We start from the raw sequence: 15,775 nt of genomic DNA, 5'->3' as shown, positions 1-15,775 counted from the left end.
GGGTCCCGCTTCTTCTTCTGCTTCTTCCTCAAGCAAGCATGTCGAAAAGATCCAGCCAGTCAGGATTGCCTTGCTAAATCAACGCGAATTTCCATTCGCGTCGCCAGCGTTTGACGCGCTTTTCATGTTCAATGCAGGCAAGGATATCGTCGCCGCGCTCGGCCCAGACGAGCCGGGTCAGCACATATCTCGCGCAGAAATCAGAACCGTCGCCAGATCGGTGCTGATCGATTCGTGCGGCGAGGTGGGAGGTAACGCCAACATACATCGTGCCCCGATAGTGATCGGCCATGATGTAAACCCAGCCGCCCTTCGTTTCGCGCTCCATCTCCGTCGGATGAGAAAAGCGGGACCCCGGGTCAAGCCCGGGGTGACGAGTGGGGGGGGAAGGAGCGGGATTCGCCCACTTGCGGACATAGCCGACGCCGGCCACCATTGCTTAATGGATCGAGCCGACTTCCTGCGCACCCAGACGCCACACCTCATTGCGGACGTTCGGATGTTCGAAACCGTCGAAGGCGGTCGGAAAGGGCCAGCCTATCCGGGCTGGGGGTGTCCCTGCGTATTGTCAAAGGCGGAGCCGCTAACAGGCTACGATGCGTGGCCTATTCTCGGTGGCGACAACCTTTTGCCGGGCGAGAAACGCCGGTTGGGCTTTTATTTCCTCTCTCACGATGAGGTTGTCCGACTCATACGCAACGCGGGTCACTTTTACCTCTGGGAGGGCGGCTTCATCGGCGAAGCGACGGTGGTCAATGAGAATGACCGCTAACCACGCAATCCCCGCCATTCGCAATTCGTAGCGTCACCGCGTAAAACGCCCACCAGCGTCGCCATCCTGTTCAGGAACTACCTATGATCCACGACCATATGGGCCTGCTCGAAATGGGCCTCGTCTTCGGCGGCGTTATCCTCTTCCTTGCCTATCAATATTGGGCGACGACGCGCTCGATCCGGCGCGACAGGGATGACGGCGAGACATAGCTGGCGAGCCTTCTAGCGAGACCCGTTTGTCCTGAGTAGCCATTGAGCTTGTCGAAATGGCGTATCGAAGGACAGCGTTCGGGGCACTGCCCTTCGATACGCGTCTTCGACAGGCTCAGCCCCTACTCAGGGCGAACGGGTTTAGTTGTTGGCAGCACCGTTTGTGGCGCTAATCTCTCAATAAATCGCCCGTGGCATCCGGAATGGCAGCATCGCCTGCACGATCGGCGAGCGGAACCGCCCTAGCGACAAGCTCTCATGCACCGCGTGCACATCCTCGCCGAACAGCCGCGTGTCGAGCGCGGAGCGGGCGTAGAAAGGGGCATCGACCCAGGTTTTGGTCACCTTGGCCTTGTGGCCAGCGTCCACGCGAGTCAGGCGGTCGATCATCCAGCCGGAGCGGGGGAGGCGGAGCGACGGGGGCGCTGCGACATCGGTCCAGCGGCCCTGGCGGTCCATCTTCAGCGCCAGATCGAACGGCGTGCCGTCTCGCCGCGTGCCTTCATAGAGCACGGCGACATCGTTCTTCAGATGCGCACGCGACCAGTGCCAGTCGTTGAAGCCGTCCTCGAGCGCCTCTTCGCCGAAGTTCGAATCGAAATAGCCGCTGCCGTTCCAGCTGATGCCGGGGTTGGCCATGTCGACCTCGACGCGCGAGCGCGGCGCTACGGGGTGCCAGCGGTGCTTTCCCGCCGCATCGAGGCAAAAGCCGGTGGTGCCGATCATCTCCGGGTAAACTCGGACCTGCCCGCGCACCGGATAGGGCAAAGGGGCCGAGGTTTCGTTGATGTCGATGACCAGGCAATCGCCGTCCCAATGCAGGCCGCTGGGGCCGACCTGGAAAGTATCCGCATCGCGGCGGACCTGGTGCCAGGGGCGTTCGGTCATCGCCCAAGCATTGCCGCGCGGGCCGTTCAGCGAGACATTGATGGCGCAGTGATTCTCCGGGCTGCGACGCCCGCTGAGCTTATAATAGGGCGAAAAGACGCTGCCGATAAAGGCGATGATTGTCAGGCCGAAGCGGCCGTCGTCGCTGCAGGCGTCGATATACCACCAGGCATAGCCGTTCGCATCGACCTCGACATCGAACCGTGGTCCTTGAGCAGGATATCGACGGCATGGCCGCCGCTGAGCGCTGCCATCGGGACGCCCGCGCCCGGATGGGTGCTCCCGCCCGCGCAATAAATGCCAGGGATCAGTGTCCGGGCGCCTTGCCGGCGGAAGGACGCCGCCCATCCGTGCGAGGCCCGTCCATAAAGGGCTCCACCCGTCGAGGGAAACAGGGCCTCGAACGTTGCCGGAGTCGACAGCACCGTTGCTGCTGGGGGCAGTTCCAGTGATAGGCCCGCCCGCCCCGTAATCTCCAGCATCCGCGATTGGCATTGATCGATCTCCGCTTCGGTAAATCCTGGCCCGTCGCCATTGGCGGGGGCGTTGACGAGTATCTGCAGACGTTCGCGCCCCGATGGCCCCCCACCCCGATCAACGCCCTGATCGTCGCGGTCCTGCGCGCAGATATAGACGGTGGGGTAAGACGGCAGCTTGCCGGCGGCGAGCGCGTCGAACTCGGCCGGATAATCGTCCGAGAAGAAGACATTATGGTGCGACAGCGGAAAGCCGCTCGTCTTGCTATGTGCGGTCCACACCAGCGCACTATGTGATCGCTGGGCTGGCGTCATCCCGGTCACCGCGCCGCGTGCTGCAGCCCCGAAGCGGCCATCGGCAATGGCAGACGGATCAGCGTTGCAAACGATCGAATGGGCGGTCAGGCGTTCACCTGTCGCCAGCCGGACGCCAGCGGCGCGGCCGTGTTCGACCAATATCTCCGCGACCGGGGCATTGTACCGGAACTGCGCGCCACGCTCCACCGCCAGCCGCTCCAGCGCGCGGGCAAGGGCATGCATGCCGCCGTCGAGCAGCCAGACACCGCGCGCCTCGACATGAGCGATCAGCATCAGCGTGCCGGGGCAGAGAAACGGGGAGGAGCCGCAATAGGTGGCATAGCGCCCGAACAACTGGCGCAGGCGGGGATCGCGAAAATGGTCGCCGAGCGAGGCCCACAGCGTCTGGAACGGTCGCGTAGTAAGAAGGTCTGCAAACCGCACCTTGCCCATTTCCCAGGCGAGCCGGGTCGGACTGCCGCGCTGGCTGCGCATGAACGGCTTGTCGAGCGAGGTGAAGATCTGTTTCGCCTCGGCACAAAAGCGCCGATACCCCGCTGCCTCTTGGGGGCCGGCAAAGGCGGCGATGGCGTCTTCACTCGCGGTGCGATCAGCGAACAGATCGAGACGATCATTGCCCCAGGCGTGGCGCGCGAGCGTGGTTGATGTGGTCAGCGTGAGGTAATCGTCGAGCGATGCACCACAGCTGTCAAAGATGGCGTCAAACACGTCGCGCATCGTGAAAACGGTTGGTCCACCGTCAATCTGCGCGCCGCCCGAATCGACCTGGCGCATCTTACCGCCAGGGGCTGCTGTCGCTTCGAGCACCGTAACGTCAAAGCCGCGTGCAGCCAGCAGGGCGGCGCTGGTCAACCCGCCCACACCGGCGCCGATCACGATGACCCTTTCGCGCTGCATGCCGGCCTTTCTTCGGTTGAGCGAATTTAAGTCGATTGACGCACCCCCATCAACCGTCCAACTATTTGGACATATGAAACTGTCCAGAACCAAAGACAATAGCCCTTGGCGGGAACGCTGGGTGGCGGCGCGCAATCGCGTGCTTGCCGATCCGGGTTTCCAGCGCTTTGCCGCCCGCTTCCCACTGACCCGGCCGATCGTGCGGAGCAAGGCGCGGATCATGTTCGATCGCGTGGCGGGCTTCACCTATTCGCAAGTGATCGCCGCCAGTATCGAATTGCGCCTACTCGATCTTTTGGCTGATGGCGCCCGAAATCTGGCGGACATTGCCGTATCAATCGATGTCCCAATCGAGGGCACCGATCGGTTGCTGCGCGCAGCCGCATCGATCGGGCTGGTCGAGCGGATTGCTGAGGATCGCTGGGCGCTGGGCGGAGAGGGCGCGGCGCTGCGCGGCAATGGCGGCATTGCCGAAATGGTGGCGCATCACCGGCTGCTTTATGCCGATCTTGCTGATCCCGTTGCGTTGCTGCGGCGTGGCGCAGGCGGCGGGCAGCTTTCAAATTATTGGACCTATGCCGAATCGGAAGGGCAGGGGGACGGTGATCAAGTGGCGGCCTATTCCGGGCTGATGGCCGCATCCCAGCCGCTGATCGCTACCCATGTGATCGACAGCTATGGGTTTGGGCGGCACCGGCGGATGCTTGACGTTGGCGGCGGGCAGGGGGCGTTTATTGCAGCGGTCGCCGCAAGGGTGCCGGGGATTGAGCTGGCGTTGTTTGATCTGCCTGCCGTTGGCGAACGCGCGCGGCGGGCGCTTGATGCCGCAGGTCATGGCCCGCGCGTGACGATCCATGGCGGCAACTTCCTGGCTGATTCGCTGCCCGGCGGGCATGATCTCGTCACCCTCATTCGCGTGCTGCACGATCATGATGATGCGCCAGCCCTGCAATTGCTGCGCAACATCCATGCCGCGCTGCCGCCGGGCGGGCGCCTGTTGATTGCCGAGCCGATGGCCGAAACCCCGGGGGCTGAGGCCGCAGGGGATGGCTATTTCGGCATGTATCTCTGGGCCATGGGATCGGGCCGGCCACGCAGCAAGAAGGCGATCGCCGCGATGCTGCGGCAAGCCGGATTCAGCGCCACCAGCAACGTCGCAACCCCCCTGCCGCTGACCGTAAGTGCGATTGTAGCGAGTCGTTGACGCACAAAGCGTCCAGAACAGTTGACAATAAAAAGTGTCCATATAGTGTGACACTCGTGATGCCCGAACCAGTCAGTTGAGAGCATCAACAGGGGAGTAAATGGTGGAAACGCTGGCGGTTATATTGGAGGCACCTGAGACGCTCTCGTTGCGTCGCATGGCGCTTAATCCAATGACGGCGGGCGATCTGCTGGTCGAAGTGGCCTGGAGCGGCATTAGCTCCGGCACTGAAAAACTCCTCTGGTCTGGGAAGATGCCAGCCTTTCCCGGCATGGGTTATCCCCTTGTTCCTGGCTATGAATCCGTTGGTCGCGTGATCGATGCCGGCGCAGAAGCGCAATCGCGAATCGGTGAGTGGGTGTTTGTGCCGGGTGCCAATTGCTACACGCACGCTCGCGGCCTGTTTGGCGGCACGGCGCGCCGAGTCATCCTGCCGGCGGCTCGAGCGATGCCGGTTGACGAATCGCTGGGCGAAGCGGGCATTCTGATCGCGCTGGCCGCGACTGCCTATCACGCTATTGCCGGGGGTGCCGCACCCGAACTGATTGTTGGACATGGCATTTTGGGCCGATTGATCGCGCGAATCACGGTTGCCTGCGGGGCGCCGCCGCCGACGGTGTGGGAAACCGCCGCCGAACGCCGGATTGGCGATTTCGGCTATCGCGTGATCGATCCGTCAGAGGACGAGCGCAAGGATTACAAGACGATCTGCGATGCAAGCGGCGCGGGCAGCATCCTTGATTCGCTGATTTCACGGCTCGCCAAGGGCGGCGAGATTGTCCTCGCCGGTTTCTATGACAAGCTGACCTTCTCGTTTCCGCCGGCCTTTATGCGCGAAGCGCGGCTGCGGATTTCCACTGAATTCGTGATCGACGATCTGCGCGCCACCGCAAAGCTCGTTGATAGCGGTGCGCTCAGCCTTGGCGGGCTGGTGACGCATGTGCGCCCGGCTGGCGAGGCCACCGAAGCTTATCCTGCCGCTTTTGGCGATCCTGAATGCCTGAAAATGGTACTCGATTGGAGAAGTGAATGACGATGCTCGACCTAGGCGCGCTGCGCGACGAGGCGAACCAGGAGCCCGATCCGGTCCACACCGGTGAAGTGACCAAGGAAACGCAGATCATTGCCATTTACGGCAAAGGCGGTTCCGGCAAGTCCTTCGCGCTCGCTAATCTCAGCTACATGATGGCGCAGCAGGGCAAACGCGTGCTGCTGATCGGTTGTGATCCCAAGAGCGATACGACCAGCCTGTTGTTCGGTGGCAAATCAACCCCGACGATCATCGAGACGAGCTCGGCCAAGAAGCTGGCGGGCGAAGAAATTGGCATTGAGGACGTCTGCTTCCAGCGCGACGGTGTGTTTGCGATGGAGCTGGGCGGGCCAGAAGTCGGTCGCGGTTGCGGCGGGCGTGGCATCATCCACGGGTTCGAGACGCTGGAAAAGCTCGGCTTCCACGAATGGGGCTTTGATTACGTCCTGCTCGATTTCCTGGGGGACGTTGTCTGCGGCGGCTTCGGCCTGCCGATCGCGCGCGACATGTGCCAGAAGGTGATCGTCGTCGCGTCAAACGACCTGCAGTCGCTCTATGTCGCCAACAATGTCTGCAAGGCGGTCGAATATTTCCGCAAGATGGGCGGCAATGTCGGCGTCGCCGGCATGATCCTCAACAAGGATGATGGCACTGGCGAGGCCAATGCCTTTGCCGAGGCGGTCGGCATTCCAGTGCTGACCGCGATCCCGGCCAACGAGGACATCCGCAAGAAGAGCGCGAACTATCAAATCATCGGCAAGCCCGGTGGCCAATGGGCGAGCCTGTTTGAAGAACTGGCGATCAACGTGGCGGAAGCGCCGCCGCTGCGCCCGACGCCGCTCGATCAGGATGGCTTGCTCAACCTGTTCAGCGCCGATGTGACGGGCGCCGATTTCACGCTGAAGCCCGCCAGCCAGGCCGATATGCGCGGTGTCGACTTCGTCGTGAAGCCCTCCCTCGAAGTCGTTTACGACGCGGTTTGACAGTGGATCTGGAAAACCCCTCCCGCGAGACTGATCGCATCGACCTTAGCGCTGCTGAAGCGCAGGGTGCCGGTTGCCATGCTGGCGCCGAGACGATGCATGAGGCCGCGTCAAAGGCCGGTAAGAGCGAGGTTTTGGAGCGCTATGCGGCGGATTATCCCAAGGGGCCGCATGATCAGCCGCAATCGATGTGCCCGGCGTTTGGGTCGCTTCGGGTTGGCCTTCGCATGCGCCGGACCGCCACTGTTCTCTCGGGTTCGGCCTGCTGCGTTTATGGGCTGACCTTTACGTCGCACTTTTATGGCGCGCGGCGGACCGTGGGTTATGTGCCGTTCAGTTCCGAAACGCTCGTCACGGGCAAGCTGTTCGAGGATATCCGCGAAGCGGTCCACGATCTCGCCGATCCGGCGCTGTACGACACGATCATCGTCACCAATCTCTGCGTGCCGACGGCCTCTGGCGTACCGCTGCAATTGCTGCCTGATCAGATCAACGGTGTGCGGGTGATCGGCATTGACGTGCCCGGTTTCGGCGTGCCGACGCATGCTGAGGCAAAGGATGTGCTGGCAGGCGCGATGCTCTCTTATGCGCGCAAGGAAGCCGAGCTTGGCCCGGTTGCCGCGCCTAAACAACGGCCTGATCGCCCGACAGTAACGTTGTTGGGAGAGATGTTCCCGGCCGACCCGCCCGGCATCGGTATCATGCTTGAACCGCTGGGCTTGGCCGCTGGCCCGGTCGTCCCCACGCGTGAATGGCGCGAGCTCTATTCGGCGCTGGATTGCGCTGTGGTTGCGGCGATTCATCCTTTCTATACCGCCAGCGTGCGCGAGTTTGAGGCGGCGGGACGCAGTGTTGTCGGTTCGGCTCCGGTCGGGCGCGACGGTACTGCGGCCTGGCTGGACGCAATTGGTGCCGCCTGTGGCATTGCGCAGGACAAGATCGACGCATCGAAGAACAAGTTCCTGCCCGCCATCGCCGGGGCGCTTGCCGCCAAGCCGATCAAGGGGCGGATTACGGTGTCGGGCTATGAAGGGTCCGAGCTGCTGGTCGCCCGGCTGTTGATCGAAAGCGGTGCCGAGGTGCCCTATGTCGGCACCGCAGCGCCGCGCACGCGCTGGTCGGATCCGGACCGGGAATGGCTGGAAGCGCATGGCTGTCGAGTCCAGTATCGCGCAAGCCTGGAACAGGATATTGCGGCGATTGGGGAATATGGCCCCGATCTGGCGATTGGCACCACGCCGGTGGTGCAGCATGCCAAGCAGAAATCGATCCCATCGCTCTATTTCACCAATCTGATCTCAGCGCGCCCGTTGATGGGGCCGGCCGGGGCAGGGAGCCTGGCGATGGTCGTCAATGCCGCGCTCGCCAATCAGAGCCGGATGGACAAGATGACCGCCTTTTTTGACGGCGTTGGCACTGGGCATACCGCGGGCATCTGGGAAAACACGCCTGAGGATCGCCCCGAGTTCAAAGCGAAATACGCCGCCAAGCGGATCGCGATGGCCAAGGCCGAGGAGCATATCGGCACATGATGGGCCTCAACTCAATCCTCCCCGGGACGGGGAGGTGGCGCGAAGCGTCGGAGGGGGTTTTCCTCTTCGCGCAACGCTTGCGGCCCGCCCCCTCCACCATGCTGCGCATGGTCCCCCTCCCCGTAAACGGGGAGGAATTATGACGCTCGTTCTCGATCATGACCGCGCCGGCGGCTATTGGGGGGCGGTCTACGCCTTCACTGCGATCAAGGGATTGCAGGTCATCATTGATGGCCCCGTCGGCTGCGAAAATCTGCCGGTTACCTCAGTGCTGCATTATACTGACGGCCTGCCGCCGCACGAATTGCCGATCGTTGTCACAGGACTTGGCGAGCAGGAACTTGGCCGCGACGGTACCGAAGGCGCGATGAAGCGGGCGTGGAAGACGCTTGATCCTGATCTGCCCGCTGTGGTGGTGACGGGGTCAATCGCCGAGATGATCGGCGGTGGCGTTACGCCGGAAGGCACCAATATTCAGCGCTTCCTGCCGCGCACGATCGATGAGGATCAGTGGCAATCGGGCGACCGCGCGCTGACCTGGCTCTGGACGCAGTTCGGGCCGAAGAAGGTGCCGACGCTGAAGGAATTGCGGGAGGGCGAAAAGCCCCGCGTCAATATCATCGGGCCGATGTATGGCACGTTCAATATGCCGTCCGACCTTGCCGAAATCCGGCGACTGGTTGAGGGCATTGGCGCGCAGATCAACATGGTCTTCCCGCTCGGCAGTCACCTGGCTGACGTCAAGAAGCTCGCCAACGCCCATGTCAATGTTTGCATGTACCGCGAATTCGGGCGCGGGCTGTGTGAAGCGCTTGAGCGGCCCTATCTGCAGGCACCGATCGGGCTGGAAAGCACGACATTGTTCCTGCGCAAGCTCGGCGAGCTGACCGGGCTAGATCCCGAGCCGTTCATTGAGCGTGAGAAGCATACGACCATCAAACCCCTCTGGGATTTGTGGCGCTCGGTCACGCAGGATTTTTTCGCGACCGCGAGCTTCGCTGTTGTGGCGACGGAAACCTATGAACGCGGCATCCGTAATTTCCTTGAAAGCGACATGGGGCTACCGTGCAATTTCTCCTTTCGCCGGACGGCGGGGGTGAAGCCCGATAATGCCGCCGTGCTTGAGGCGATCCGGACGAATCCGCCGCTGATCATGTTCGGCAGCTATAACGAACGGATGTATCTGGCCGAAACGGGTGGGCGGAGCATTTACGTGCCCGTTTCCTTCCCAGGGGCCGCGATCCGGCGTCACACCGGCACACCCTATATGGGCTATTCGGGCGCGACTTACCTGATCCAGGAAGTCTGCAACGCACTGTTCGATGCGCTGTTCAATATCATTCCATTGGCTGGCCAGCTCGACCAGGTCGAAGCGACCCCGGCGCGGATGGAACGTGAGCTGATGTGGGAAGACGAGGCCAAGGCCGAGCTTGACGCGGTTGTCGAGCGTGAACCGGTACTGGTGCGTATTTCCGCTGCCAAACGCATTCGTGACGCTGCTGAGCGCGGCGCGCGACGGGCGGGCGAGAACAAGGTGAGCGCAGCGCGGCTGGCCGACGCGATTACCGAAAGCAGGGGCGGATGACGGCTCTGCACACCAATTTCCGCAGCATGCGGACAAACCAATCTTCGTGGTGCTTCGCGCTGCGTGGATGCCGTCGGGGGACGCGTGCCGCGCGCCTGATCTCGCCGGGTCGAACGAAGATGAAGGAACGAACGAAATGAGCGACGATAGAATGGGGCCGGGTACCTACCTGACGCCCGACGAAGCGAAAGAATTTCACAAGCTGTTCGTGGTCAGCATGGGGTTCTTCACCATTGTGGCCATCATTGCCCACTTCCTCGTTTGGCAGTGGCGGCCATGGTTCCCGGGCACGCCTGGCTATGATGCCAAGACCGCGCTCGTGGTTCCCGCCCAGGCGCCGATCCACTCGGCTAGCGTTTAATAAGGAGAATATGCCATGTGGAGAATGTGGGTAACTTTTGATCCGCGCAGGGTCCTGACGGCGCTGGCAGTGTTTCTGTTCACGCTTGCGATCCTGATTCATTTCATCCTGCTGAGCACCAATCGCTATAATTGGCTCGAAGCACCAAATCCGCCTGCAGCGACGGCCGCAGCGGCAGTGACCCCGGCACCGGCGGCGTCCTGACAAAACGTGCAGTGACAACTCGATTGTCACGAAGTTGACAGTTGAGGCGGACGTGACCTGATTGGCGTGCAAGCGCCCAGGTCCGTCCAGTCCTCAACACGATGAATTCATGCCATCCCGCCGAAGACCGACGGGTGAAGGAGCTGTTCCATGGCACTCTTGAGCTTTGAGCGGAAATATCGGGTGAGGGGGGGCACGCTGGTTGGCGGTGACCTGTTCGATTTCTGGATCGGCCCCTTTTATGTCGGTTTTTTCGGCGTCACGACGGCGTTTTTCGCCAGTCTCGGCACCGCGCTGATCCTATATGGCGCCTCACTGGGACCGACCTGGAACCCGTGGCTGATCAGCATTGCGCCGCCCGACATTAGTTATGGCCTTGGCTTCGCCCCATTAAAGGAGGGCGGCCTGTGGCAGATCATCACGATCTGCGCGATCGGGGCGTTTTGTTCCTGGGCGCTGCGCGAAGTGGAGATTTGTCGAAAGCTGGGCATGGGCTATCATGTGCCCATCGCTTTTGGCTTCGCCATTTTTGCCTATGTCAGCCTGGTGGTGATCCGGCCGTTCTTGCTGGGGGCATGGGGCTTCGGCTTCCCTTATGGCATTTTCAGCCATCTCGATTGGGTGTCGAACACCGGCTACCAATATCTGCACTTCCATTATAATCCGGCCCATATGATTGCGGTCAGCTTCTTCTTCACGACGACGCTGGCGCTGGCACTTCATGGTGGCCTGGTGCTCTCTGCGGTGAACCCGCAAAAGGGTGAAGATGTGAAGTCGCCCGAATATGAAGACGCCTTTTTCCGCGACACGATCGGTTACTCGGTCGGCACGCTCGGCATTCACCGTGTCGGCTTGTTCCTCGCGCTTTCGGCGGGCTTCTGGAGTGCTATCTGCATCATCATCAGTGGCCCGCTATGGACGCGCGGCTGGCCTGAATGGTGGACGTGGTGGCTCAATCTGCCGATCTGGGCTTGAGGGGAGCACACAACATGGCAACCTATCAGAATATCTTTAATCAGGTGCAGTTGCGCGGGCCGGCCGAAATGGGCCCGCCCACCAACGATCCCCACGAAATCCGCAGCAATACCGGCGGCTTCTTTTATTGGCTGGGCAAGATCGGCAATGCGCAGATCGGCCCCATTTATCTCGGCTGGCTCGGCACGCTCTCGCTGCTGTTTGGCCTGATCGCTTTCGAGATCATCGGTCTCAACATGTTGGCCTCGGTCGGCTGGAGTCCCATCCAGTTCGTCCGCCAGCTCTTCTGGCTGTCGCTTGAGCCGCCTGCACCCAAATATGGTTTCCAGCCAATGGTGCCGCTCGCTGAAGGGGGCTGGTTCATCATCACCGGCTTTTTCTTCAGCGCTTCGGTGCTGCTCTGGTGGGCACGGACCTATCGCCGGGCGCTCGCGCTTGGCATGGGCACCCATGTCTCCTGGGCGTTCCTCAGCGCGATCTGGCTGATGCTGGTGCTTGGTTTCATTCGGCCGATGCTGATGGGCAGCTGGTCCGAAGCGGTACCTTATGGGATCTTCCCGCATCTGGATTGGACCGCCGCCTTCTCGATCCGCTACGGCAACCTCTTTTACAACCCGTTCCACGCGCTCTCGATCGCCTTCCTTTATGGGTCGACGCTCCTGTTCGCGATGCACGGCGCGACCATCCTGGCCGTTGGTCGGTATGGCGGTGAGCGTGAAATTGAGCAAATCACCGATCGTGGTACTGCATCCGAACGCGCCGCCTTGTTCTGGCGCTGGACGATGGGGTTCAACGCCACGATGGAATCGATCCACCGCTGGGCCTGGTGGTTTGCAGTGCTGACAACGCTTACGGGCGGCATCGGCATTCTGCTGACGGGCACTGTCGTTGATAACTGGTATCTCTGGGCTCAGCAGCATGGTTATGCGCCTGCTTATCCCTCAACCGGTGTCGTCGATCCAGCAACTCTGCCGGGAGCACCGCAATGATCCGCGTCGCCACCATTACCAAAGCAGCTCTGGCTGGATCGCTCATGCTGGTGCTTACCGGTTGCGAGATCGGCCCCAAAAAGATCGAGCAAACGGGCTTTCGTGGCACTGGCGGTGATCAGATCACCGCTGTCAACCGGCTGGTCGACCAGCCGGTGCCCGCGCCACCCTATGAGACGCCAGATGATAGCGGGCCCCGCGCCGGTGAAACCTATCAGAACGTCAAGGTGCTGAACAATGTCAGCGCGGAACAGTTCAACCATCTGATGGCCGCGATCACCACTTGGATCGCACCACCGGAACAGGGCTGTAATTACTGCCATAATCCAGAAAACATGGCGTCGGACGAAGTCTATACCAAGGTTGTCGCCCGGCGGATGTTGCAGATGACGATCAACATCAACCAGAACTGGAAGCCGCACGTCAAGGAAACGGGCGTCACCTGCTATACTTGCCATAAGGGCAATGCCGTCCCCAAAAATGTCTGGGCAATGGCGGATGCACCGGCAGGTACGCCGATCCGGACGATGAGCAACAAGCATGGGCAGAACACGCCAGCAGCAACCGTTGCCTTTACGTCGCTGCCTTATGATCCGTTCACGACCTATCTTGGCGCCAAGAATAACATCCGCGTCCAGAGCGCCAGCGCGTTGCGCGGGCCGACCCCTGGGCCGTCGATTGCCAAGACCGAAAAGACTTATGCATTGATGATGCACATGTCTTCGGCGCTGAACGTCAATTGCACCTATTGTCATAACACAGACTCGTTCTCGAGCTGGGATAACAGTCGGCCGCAGCGTGTCGGCGCTTGGTATGGCATCCGGATGGTTGGCGAGATCAACAACAAGTATATTGCGTCACTTGCCTCGGTTTTCCCGGCCAACCGCAAGGGGCCTTATGGCGATGTCCTCAAGGCGAATTGCACAACCTGCCACCAGGGCCTCAACAAGCCGCTGGGTGGGGTGAGCATGGTGAAGGATTATCCGGCACTGATGGGGACAACCGCAGCGGCACCGGCAACGGCGGTGCCGTTGCCGGCGGCAACACCGACGGTTTCCGCACCGGTGACAGCGGCTGCCGACGGTAACGTCGCGGCACCAGCCTCTGGCCAATGATTGCTGGCCCCGCCCCCGGCAACGGGGCGGGGCAGCTTTCCGGCGCAAGGTGTTGCAGCGCCGAGGCCGCAGTTGAATTTCCTTGCGATTGCCCGTGTGGCAGGCGACGATCCCCTGATTAATTTCAGGGGATTTTTTATGCGTTCGATGCTCGCATTGCTGCTGATCACCACCGCTCTGCCAGCGACTTCAGCGATTGCGCAAGATGCCGCAGCCGTGCCTGCAGGTCCCAACCGTCTTTTCACCGGCGAAGACTTGTTTGCTCTTGAACAGGCAGCAGATCCGCAGATCAGCCCCGACGGCAGCGTAATCGCCTATGTGCGCCAAAGTGCCGATATCATGACCGATCGGTTGCGCTCGACGATCTGGCTGGTCGATGCCCGCACGGGGGCCCAATCGCCGCTGGTCGCTGGGCCAGGCAATCATAGCCGCCCGCGCTGGTCGCCCGATGGCCGTCGGCTTGCCTTTGTGTCAGCAGTGGACGGCAAGGCCCCGCAGTTGTTTGTGCGCTGGCTTGGTTCTGGTGAAACCGCGCGCATCACCGGCTTGCCGGATAGCCCAAGCGACCTTGCTTGGTCGCCCGCCGGGGATCGTATCGCCTTTGTCATGACCGTGCCCGGCGCGCCGGCCAAGCTCGGCAATGCCCCGGCCAAGCCCGAGGGCGCTGCCTGGGCCGAACCGCTGGAGGTGATCGACCGGGTCACCTACCGCGCTGATGGCGGCGGCAATATCAAGGCCGGTTATGATCATCTCTTCCTGGTCCCCGCCGATGGTGGCGCGCCACAGCAGCTCACCTTTGGCGCGGTGAATGACGCGGGCCCCCTTTCCTGGACGCCTGATGGCAAGCGCATCCTGTTTGGCGCGGTGCGATCGGCCGATTGGGAGCGCGAGCCGAACAATAGCGAGATCTACGCCGTGGATGTCGCCAGTGGTAGTGTGACGGCGCTTACGAGCCGCTATGGACCCGATTTCGCGCCGGTGGTCTCGCCGGATGGCCGGCAGATCGCCTGGCTTGGCTATGCCGACAAGCGGGCAAGCAATGCCAATGATGAGCTTTCGGTGATGTCGATCGACGGGACCGGCGCACGCACGCTGACCGCCGGGCTCGATCGCAGCATTGATGGGGCGGTTTGGGCCAAGGATAGCCGCTCGTTGATCATTTCCTATGACGATCATGGCGTCAAACAAGTGGCCAGGGTCAGCTTGGACGGGCGGGTGACGACGGTTGTGCGTGGGCTGGCGGGCGGCGGGCTTGACCGGCCCTATTCTGGCGGCAGCTTCTCTGTCTCCAATGGCGGACGGATTGCCTATAGCGGCGGCACAGCGGCGCATCCGGCGGATGTTTATGTCAGCAATGGCGGGGCGGGCACGCGGCTAACGGCGCTCAATGAAGCGATGCTGGCGCGCAAGACGCTGGCGCCGGTCCGTCAAATGAATTTGCGCGCGCCCGATGGCACCGCGATCGAGGCGTGGCTCGCGACTCCGCCCGGCTATGTTGAGGGGCGGCGCGTGCCGCTGATCCTGGAGATTCACGGCGGGCCGCACAGCGCCTATGGCCCCAGTTTCTCCACGGATGTCCAGCTGTACGCGGCGGGCGGCTATGCCGTGCTGTATGTCAATCCGCGCGGCAGCACCTCTTATGGTGCCGGCTTTGCTAACCTGATCGACAAGAAATATCCCGGCGGTGACTATGACGATTTGATCGCGGCGGTCGATGCCGCGATTGCGATGGGCGTGGCGGACCCCGACAATCTGTTCGTGACGGGTGGGTCAGGCGGGGGCGTGCTGACAGCATGGATCGTCGGCAAGACCGATCGCTTCAAAGCTGCAGCCACGCAAAAGCCGGTGATCAACTGGATCAGCGAGGCGCTGACGATGGACAATACCGGCTTCACCTCGCGCTATTGGTTCAGCAAGGAGCCGTGGGAAGACCCAATGGCCTATTGGAACAGATCACCTCTCAGCCTGGTCGGCAATGTCAAAACGCCGACGATGGTGGTGGTGGGCGCTGAGGACTATCGAACCCCGGTTAGCGAGTCGGAGCAATATTATGCCGCGTTGCAGATCCGCGGTGTGCCCACGGCGCTGGTGAAATTGCCTGGCGCAAGCCATGGCGGGTTTACCGCGCGACCGTCGCAATCGGCGGCAAAGGCGTCGGCGATCCTGGCGTGGTTCGAGAAATATCGGGTAAAGCCGAAGGCGAATTGAAACCGGCTTGCGGCCGGGTTTTTGTG

Annotated in this window: 16 protein-coding genes; 13 read left to right on the top strand and 3 right to left on the bottom strand. The window is 61.8% G+C overall.

The annotated features are described in order from the left end of the window. Positions 1 to 73 precede the first annotated feature (73 nt). Positions 74 to 328: a GIY-YIG nuclease family protein gene (locus B7Y43_RS09660; protein WP_374131434.1), complete on the bottom strand. Its 255-nt coding sequence runs from the start codon at positions 326 to 328 to the stop codon at positions 74 to 76. A 171-nt stretch (positions 329 to 499) separates the two neighbouring features. Here B7Y43_RS09660 and B7Y43_RS09655 point away from each other — a divergent pair, with 171 nt between their 5' ends. Both B7Y43_RS09655 and B7Y43_RS09650 read left to right on the top strand, forming a co-directional pair. After that, positions 500 to 772, top strand: coding sequence for a hypothetical protein (locus B7Y43_RS09655; RefSeq protein WP_374131433.1), 273 nt, complete (start codon positions 500 to 502; stop codon positions 770 to 772). An 83-nt stretch (positions 773 to 855) separates the two neighbouring features. Continuing rightward, positions 856 to 984, top strand: coding sequence for a hypothetical protein (locus tag B7Y43_RS09650; RefSeq protein ID WP_374131432.1), 129 nt, complete (start codon positions 856 to 858; stop codon positions 982 to 984). A 177-nt stretch (positions 985 to 1,161) separates the two neighbouring features. Here the strand turns inward: B7Y43_RS09650 and B7Y43_RS09645 are convergent, their stop codons facing one another. Continuing rightward, positions 1,162 to 1,872 carry a hydratase gene (locus B7Y43_RS09645; RefSeq protein WP_374131431.1) on the bottom strand — a complete coding sequence of 237 codons (711 nt, stop codon included), beginning with the start codon at positions 1,870 to 1,872 and terminating at the stop codon, positions 1,162 to 1,164. A gap of 122 nt (positions 1,873 to 1,994) precedes the next feature. Further along, positions 1,995 to 3,563, bottom strand: a complete 1,569-nt coding sequence (gene crtD, locus B7Y43_RS09640; RefSeq protein WP_374131430.1) for an NAD(P)/FAD-dependent oxidoreductase — start codon at positions 3,561 to 3,563, stop codon at positions 1,995 to 1,997. A gap of 73 nt (positions 3,564 to 3,636) precedes the next feature. On the opposite strand from crtD, the gene B7Y43_RS09635 reads away from it, so the two are divergent. The 11 genes from B7Y43_RS09635 to B7Y43_RS09585 all read left to right on the top strand — a co-directional run bounded on the left by B7Y43_RS09635 (position 3,637) and on the right by B7Y43_RS09585 (position 15,749). Continuing rightward, a complete protein-coding gene (locus tag B7Y43_RS09635) occupies positions 3,637 to 4,767 on the top strand; it encodes a methyltransferase (RefSeq protein ID WP_374131429.1) in 1,131 nt (376 codons plus the stop codon). Between the two features lie 103 nt (positions 4,768 to 4,870). Continuing rightward, on the top strand, positions 4,871 to 5,800 hold the full coding sequence (bchC, locus tag B7Y43_RS09630; RefSeq protein WP_374131566.1) for a chlorophyll synthesis pathway protein BchC: 930 nt from the start codon (positions 4,871 to 4,873) through the stop codon (positions 5,798 to 5,800). Beyond that, positions 5,797 to 6,780: a chlorophyllide a reductase iron protein subunit X gene (locus B7Y43_RS09625; RefSeq protein ID WP_374131428.1), complete on the top strand. Its 984-nt coding sequence runs from the start codon at positions 5,797 to 5,799 to the stop codon at positions 6,778 to 6,780. Before bchC ends, B7Y43_RS09625 begins: the two co-directional genes overlap by 4 nt. Before the next feature lie 95 nt (positions 6,781 to 6,875). Continuing rightward, positions 6,876 to 8,312 carry a chlorophyllide a reductase subunit Y gene (bchY, locus tag B7Y43_RS09620; RefSeq protein ID WP_374131565.1) on the top strand — a complete coding sequence of 479 codons (1,437 nt, stop codon included), beginning with the start codon at positions 6,876 to 6,878 and terminating at the stop codon, positions 8,310 to 8,312. A gap of 139 nt (positions 8,313 to 8,451) precedes the next feature. Then, complete coding sequence (bchZ, locus tag B7Y43_RS09615) at positions 8,452 to 9,897, top strand: chlorophyllide a reductase subunit Z (RefSeq protein WP_374131427.1); 1,446 nt, start codon at positions 8,452 to 8,454, stop codon at positions 9,895 to 9,897. A 136-nt stretch (positions 9,898 to 10,033) separates the two neighbouring features. Continuing rightward, the gene (pufB, locus tag B7Y43_RS09610; RefSeq protein ID WP_374131426.1) at positions 10,034 to 10,258 is read left to right on the top strand and encodes a light-harvesting protein; all 225 of its coding nucleotides are present in this window, start codon (positions 10,034 to 10,036) and stop codon (positions 10,256 to 10,258) included. A gap of 15 nt (positions 10,259 to 10,273) precedes the next feature. Beyond that, entirely contained in the window at positions 10,274 to 10,462 is a 189-nt protein-coding gene (gene pufA, locus B7Y43_RS09605) for a light-harvesting protein (RefSeq protein WP_374131425.1), read from the top strand. A gap of 150 nt (positions 10,463 to 10,612) precedes the next feature. Next, on the top strand, positions 10,613 to 11,437 hold the full coding sequence (gene pufL / locus B7Y43_RS09600; protein WP_374131424.1) for a photosynthetic reaction center subunit L: 825 nt from the start codon (positions 10,613 to 10,615) through the stop codon (positions 11,435 to 11,437). Positions 11,438 to 11,451: 14 nt separating this feature from the next. Continuing rightward, positions 11,452 to 12,426, top strand: coding sequence for a photosynthetic reaction center subunit M (pufM, locus tag B7Y43_RS09595; protein WP_374131423.1), 975 nt, complete (start codon positions 11,452 to 11,454; stop codon positions 12,424 to 12,426). Then, positions 12,423 to 13,541 carry a photosynthetic reaction center cytochrome PufC gene (gene pufC / locus B7Y43_RS09590; protein WP_374131422.1) on the top strand — a complete coding sequence of 373 codons (1,119 nt, stop codon included), beginning with the start codon at positions 12,423 to 12,425 and terminating at the stop codon, positions 13,539 to 13,541. The genes pufM and pufC overlap by 4 nt, the downstream gene beginning before the upstream one ends. Before the next feature lie 138 nt (positions 13,542 to 13,679). Then, entirely contained in the window at positions 13,680 to 15,749 is a 2,070-nt protein-coding gene (locus B7Y43_RS09585; protein ID WP_374131421.1) for a S9 family peptidase, read from the top strand. Positions 15,750 to 15,775 lie beyond the last annotated feature (26 nt).

The sequence above is a fragment of the Sphingomonas sp. 28-62-20 genome, assembly GCF_002281505.1.
Note: the sequence above shows the minus strand (reverse complement) of the source record. Positions and strands in the feature narration are given on the sequence as shown.

Bases quoted from the DNA above. Each gene is read 5' to 3' on its own strand.
- pufA (WP_374131425.1), top strand. From the start codon at position 10,274: ATGTGGAGAATGTGGGTAACTTTTGATCCGCGCAGGGTCCTGACGGCG.
- pufC (WP_374131422.1), top strand. From the start codon at position 12,423: ATGATCCGCGTCGCCACCATTACCAAAGCAGCTCTGGCTGGATCGCTC.
- B7Y43_RS09655 (WP_374131433.1), top strand. From the start codon at position 500: ATGTTCGAAACCGTCGAAGGCGGTCGGAAAGGGCCAGCCTATCCGGGC.
- bchZ (WP_374131427.1), top strand. From the start codon at position 8,452: ATGACGCTCGTTCTCGATCATGACCGCGCCGGCGGCTATTGGGGGGCG.
- pufM (WP_374131423.1), top strand. From the start codon at position 11,452: ATGGCAACCTATCAGAATATCTTTAATCAGGTGCAGTTGCGCGGGCCG.
- B7Y43_RS09650 (WP_374131432.1), top strand. From the start codon at position 856: ATGATCCACGACCATATGGGCCTGCTCGAAATGGGCCTCGTCTTCGGC.
- pufB (WP_374131426.1), top strand. From the start codon at position 10,034: ATGAGCGACGATAGAATGGGGCCGGGTACCTACCTGACGCCCGACGAA.
- bchY (WP_374131565.1), top strand. From the start codon at position 6,876: ATGCATGAGGCCGCGTCAAAGGCCGGTAAGAGCGAGGTTTTGGAGCGC.
- crtD (WP_374131430.1), bottom strand. From the start codon at position 3,563: ATGCAGCGCGAAAGGGTCATCGTGATCGGCGCCGGTGTGGGCGGGTTG.
- B7Y43_RS09660 (WP_374131434.1), bottom strand. From the start codon at position 328: ATGGAGCGCGAAACGAAGGGCGGCTGGGTTTACATCATGGCCGATCAC.
- B7Y43_RS09645 (WP_374131431.1), bottom strand. From the start codon at position 1,872: ATGACCGAACGCCCCTGGCACCAGGTCCGCCGCGATGCGGATACTTTC.
- pufL (WP_374131424.1), top strand. From the start codon at position 10,613: ATGGCACTCTTGAGCTTTGAGCGGAAATATCGGGTGAGGGGGGGCACG.
- B7Y43_RS09625 (WP_374131428.1), top strand. From the start codon at position 5,797: ATGACGATGCTCGACCTAGGCGCGCTGCGCGACGAGGCGAACCAGGAG.
- B7Y43_RS09585 (WP_374131421.1), top strand. From the start codon at position 13,680: ATGCGTTCGATGCTCGCATTGCTGCTGATCACCACCGCTCTGCCAGCG.
- B7Y43_RS09635 (WP_374131429.1), top strand. From the start codon at position 3,637: ATGAAACTGTCCAGAACCAAAGACAATAGCCCTTGGCGGGAACGCTGG.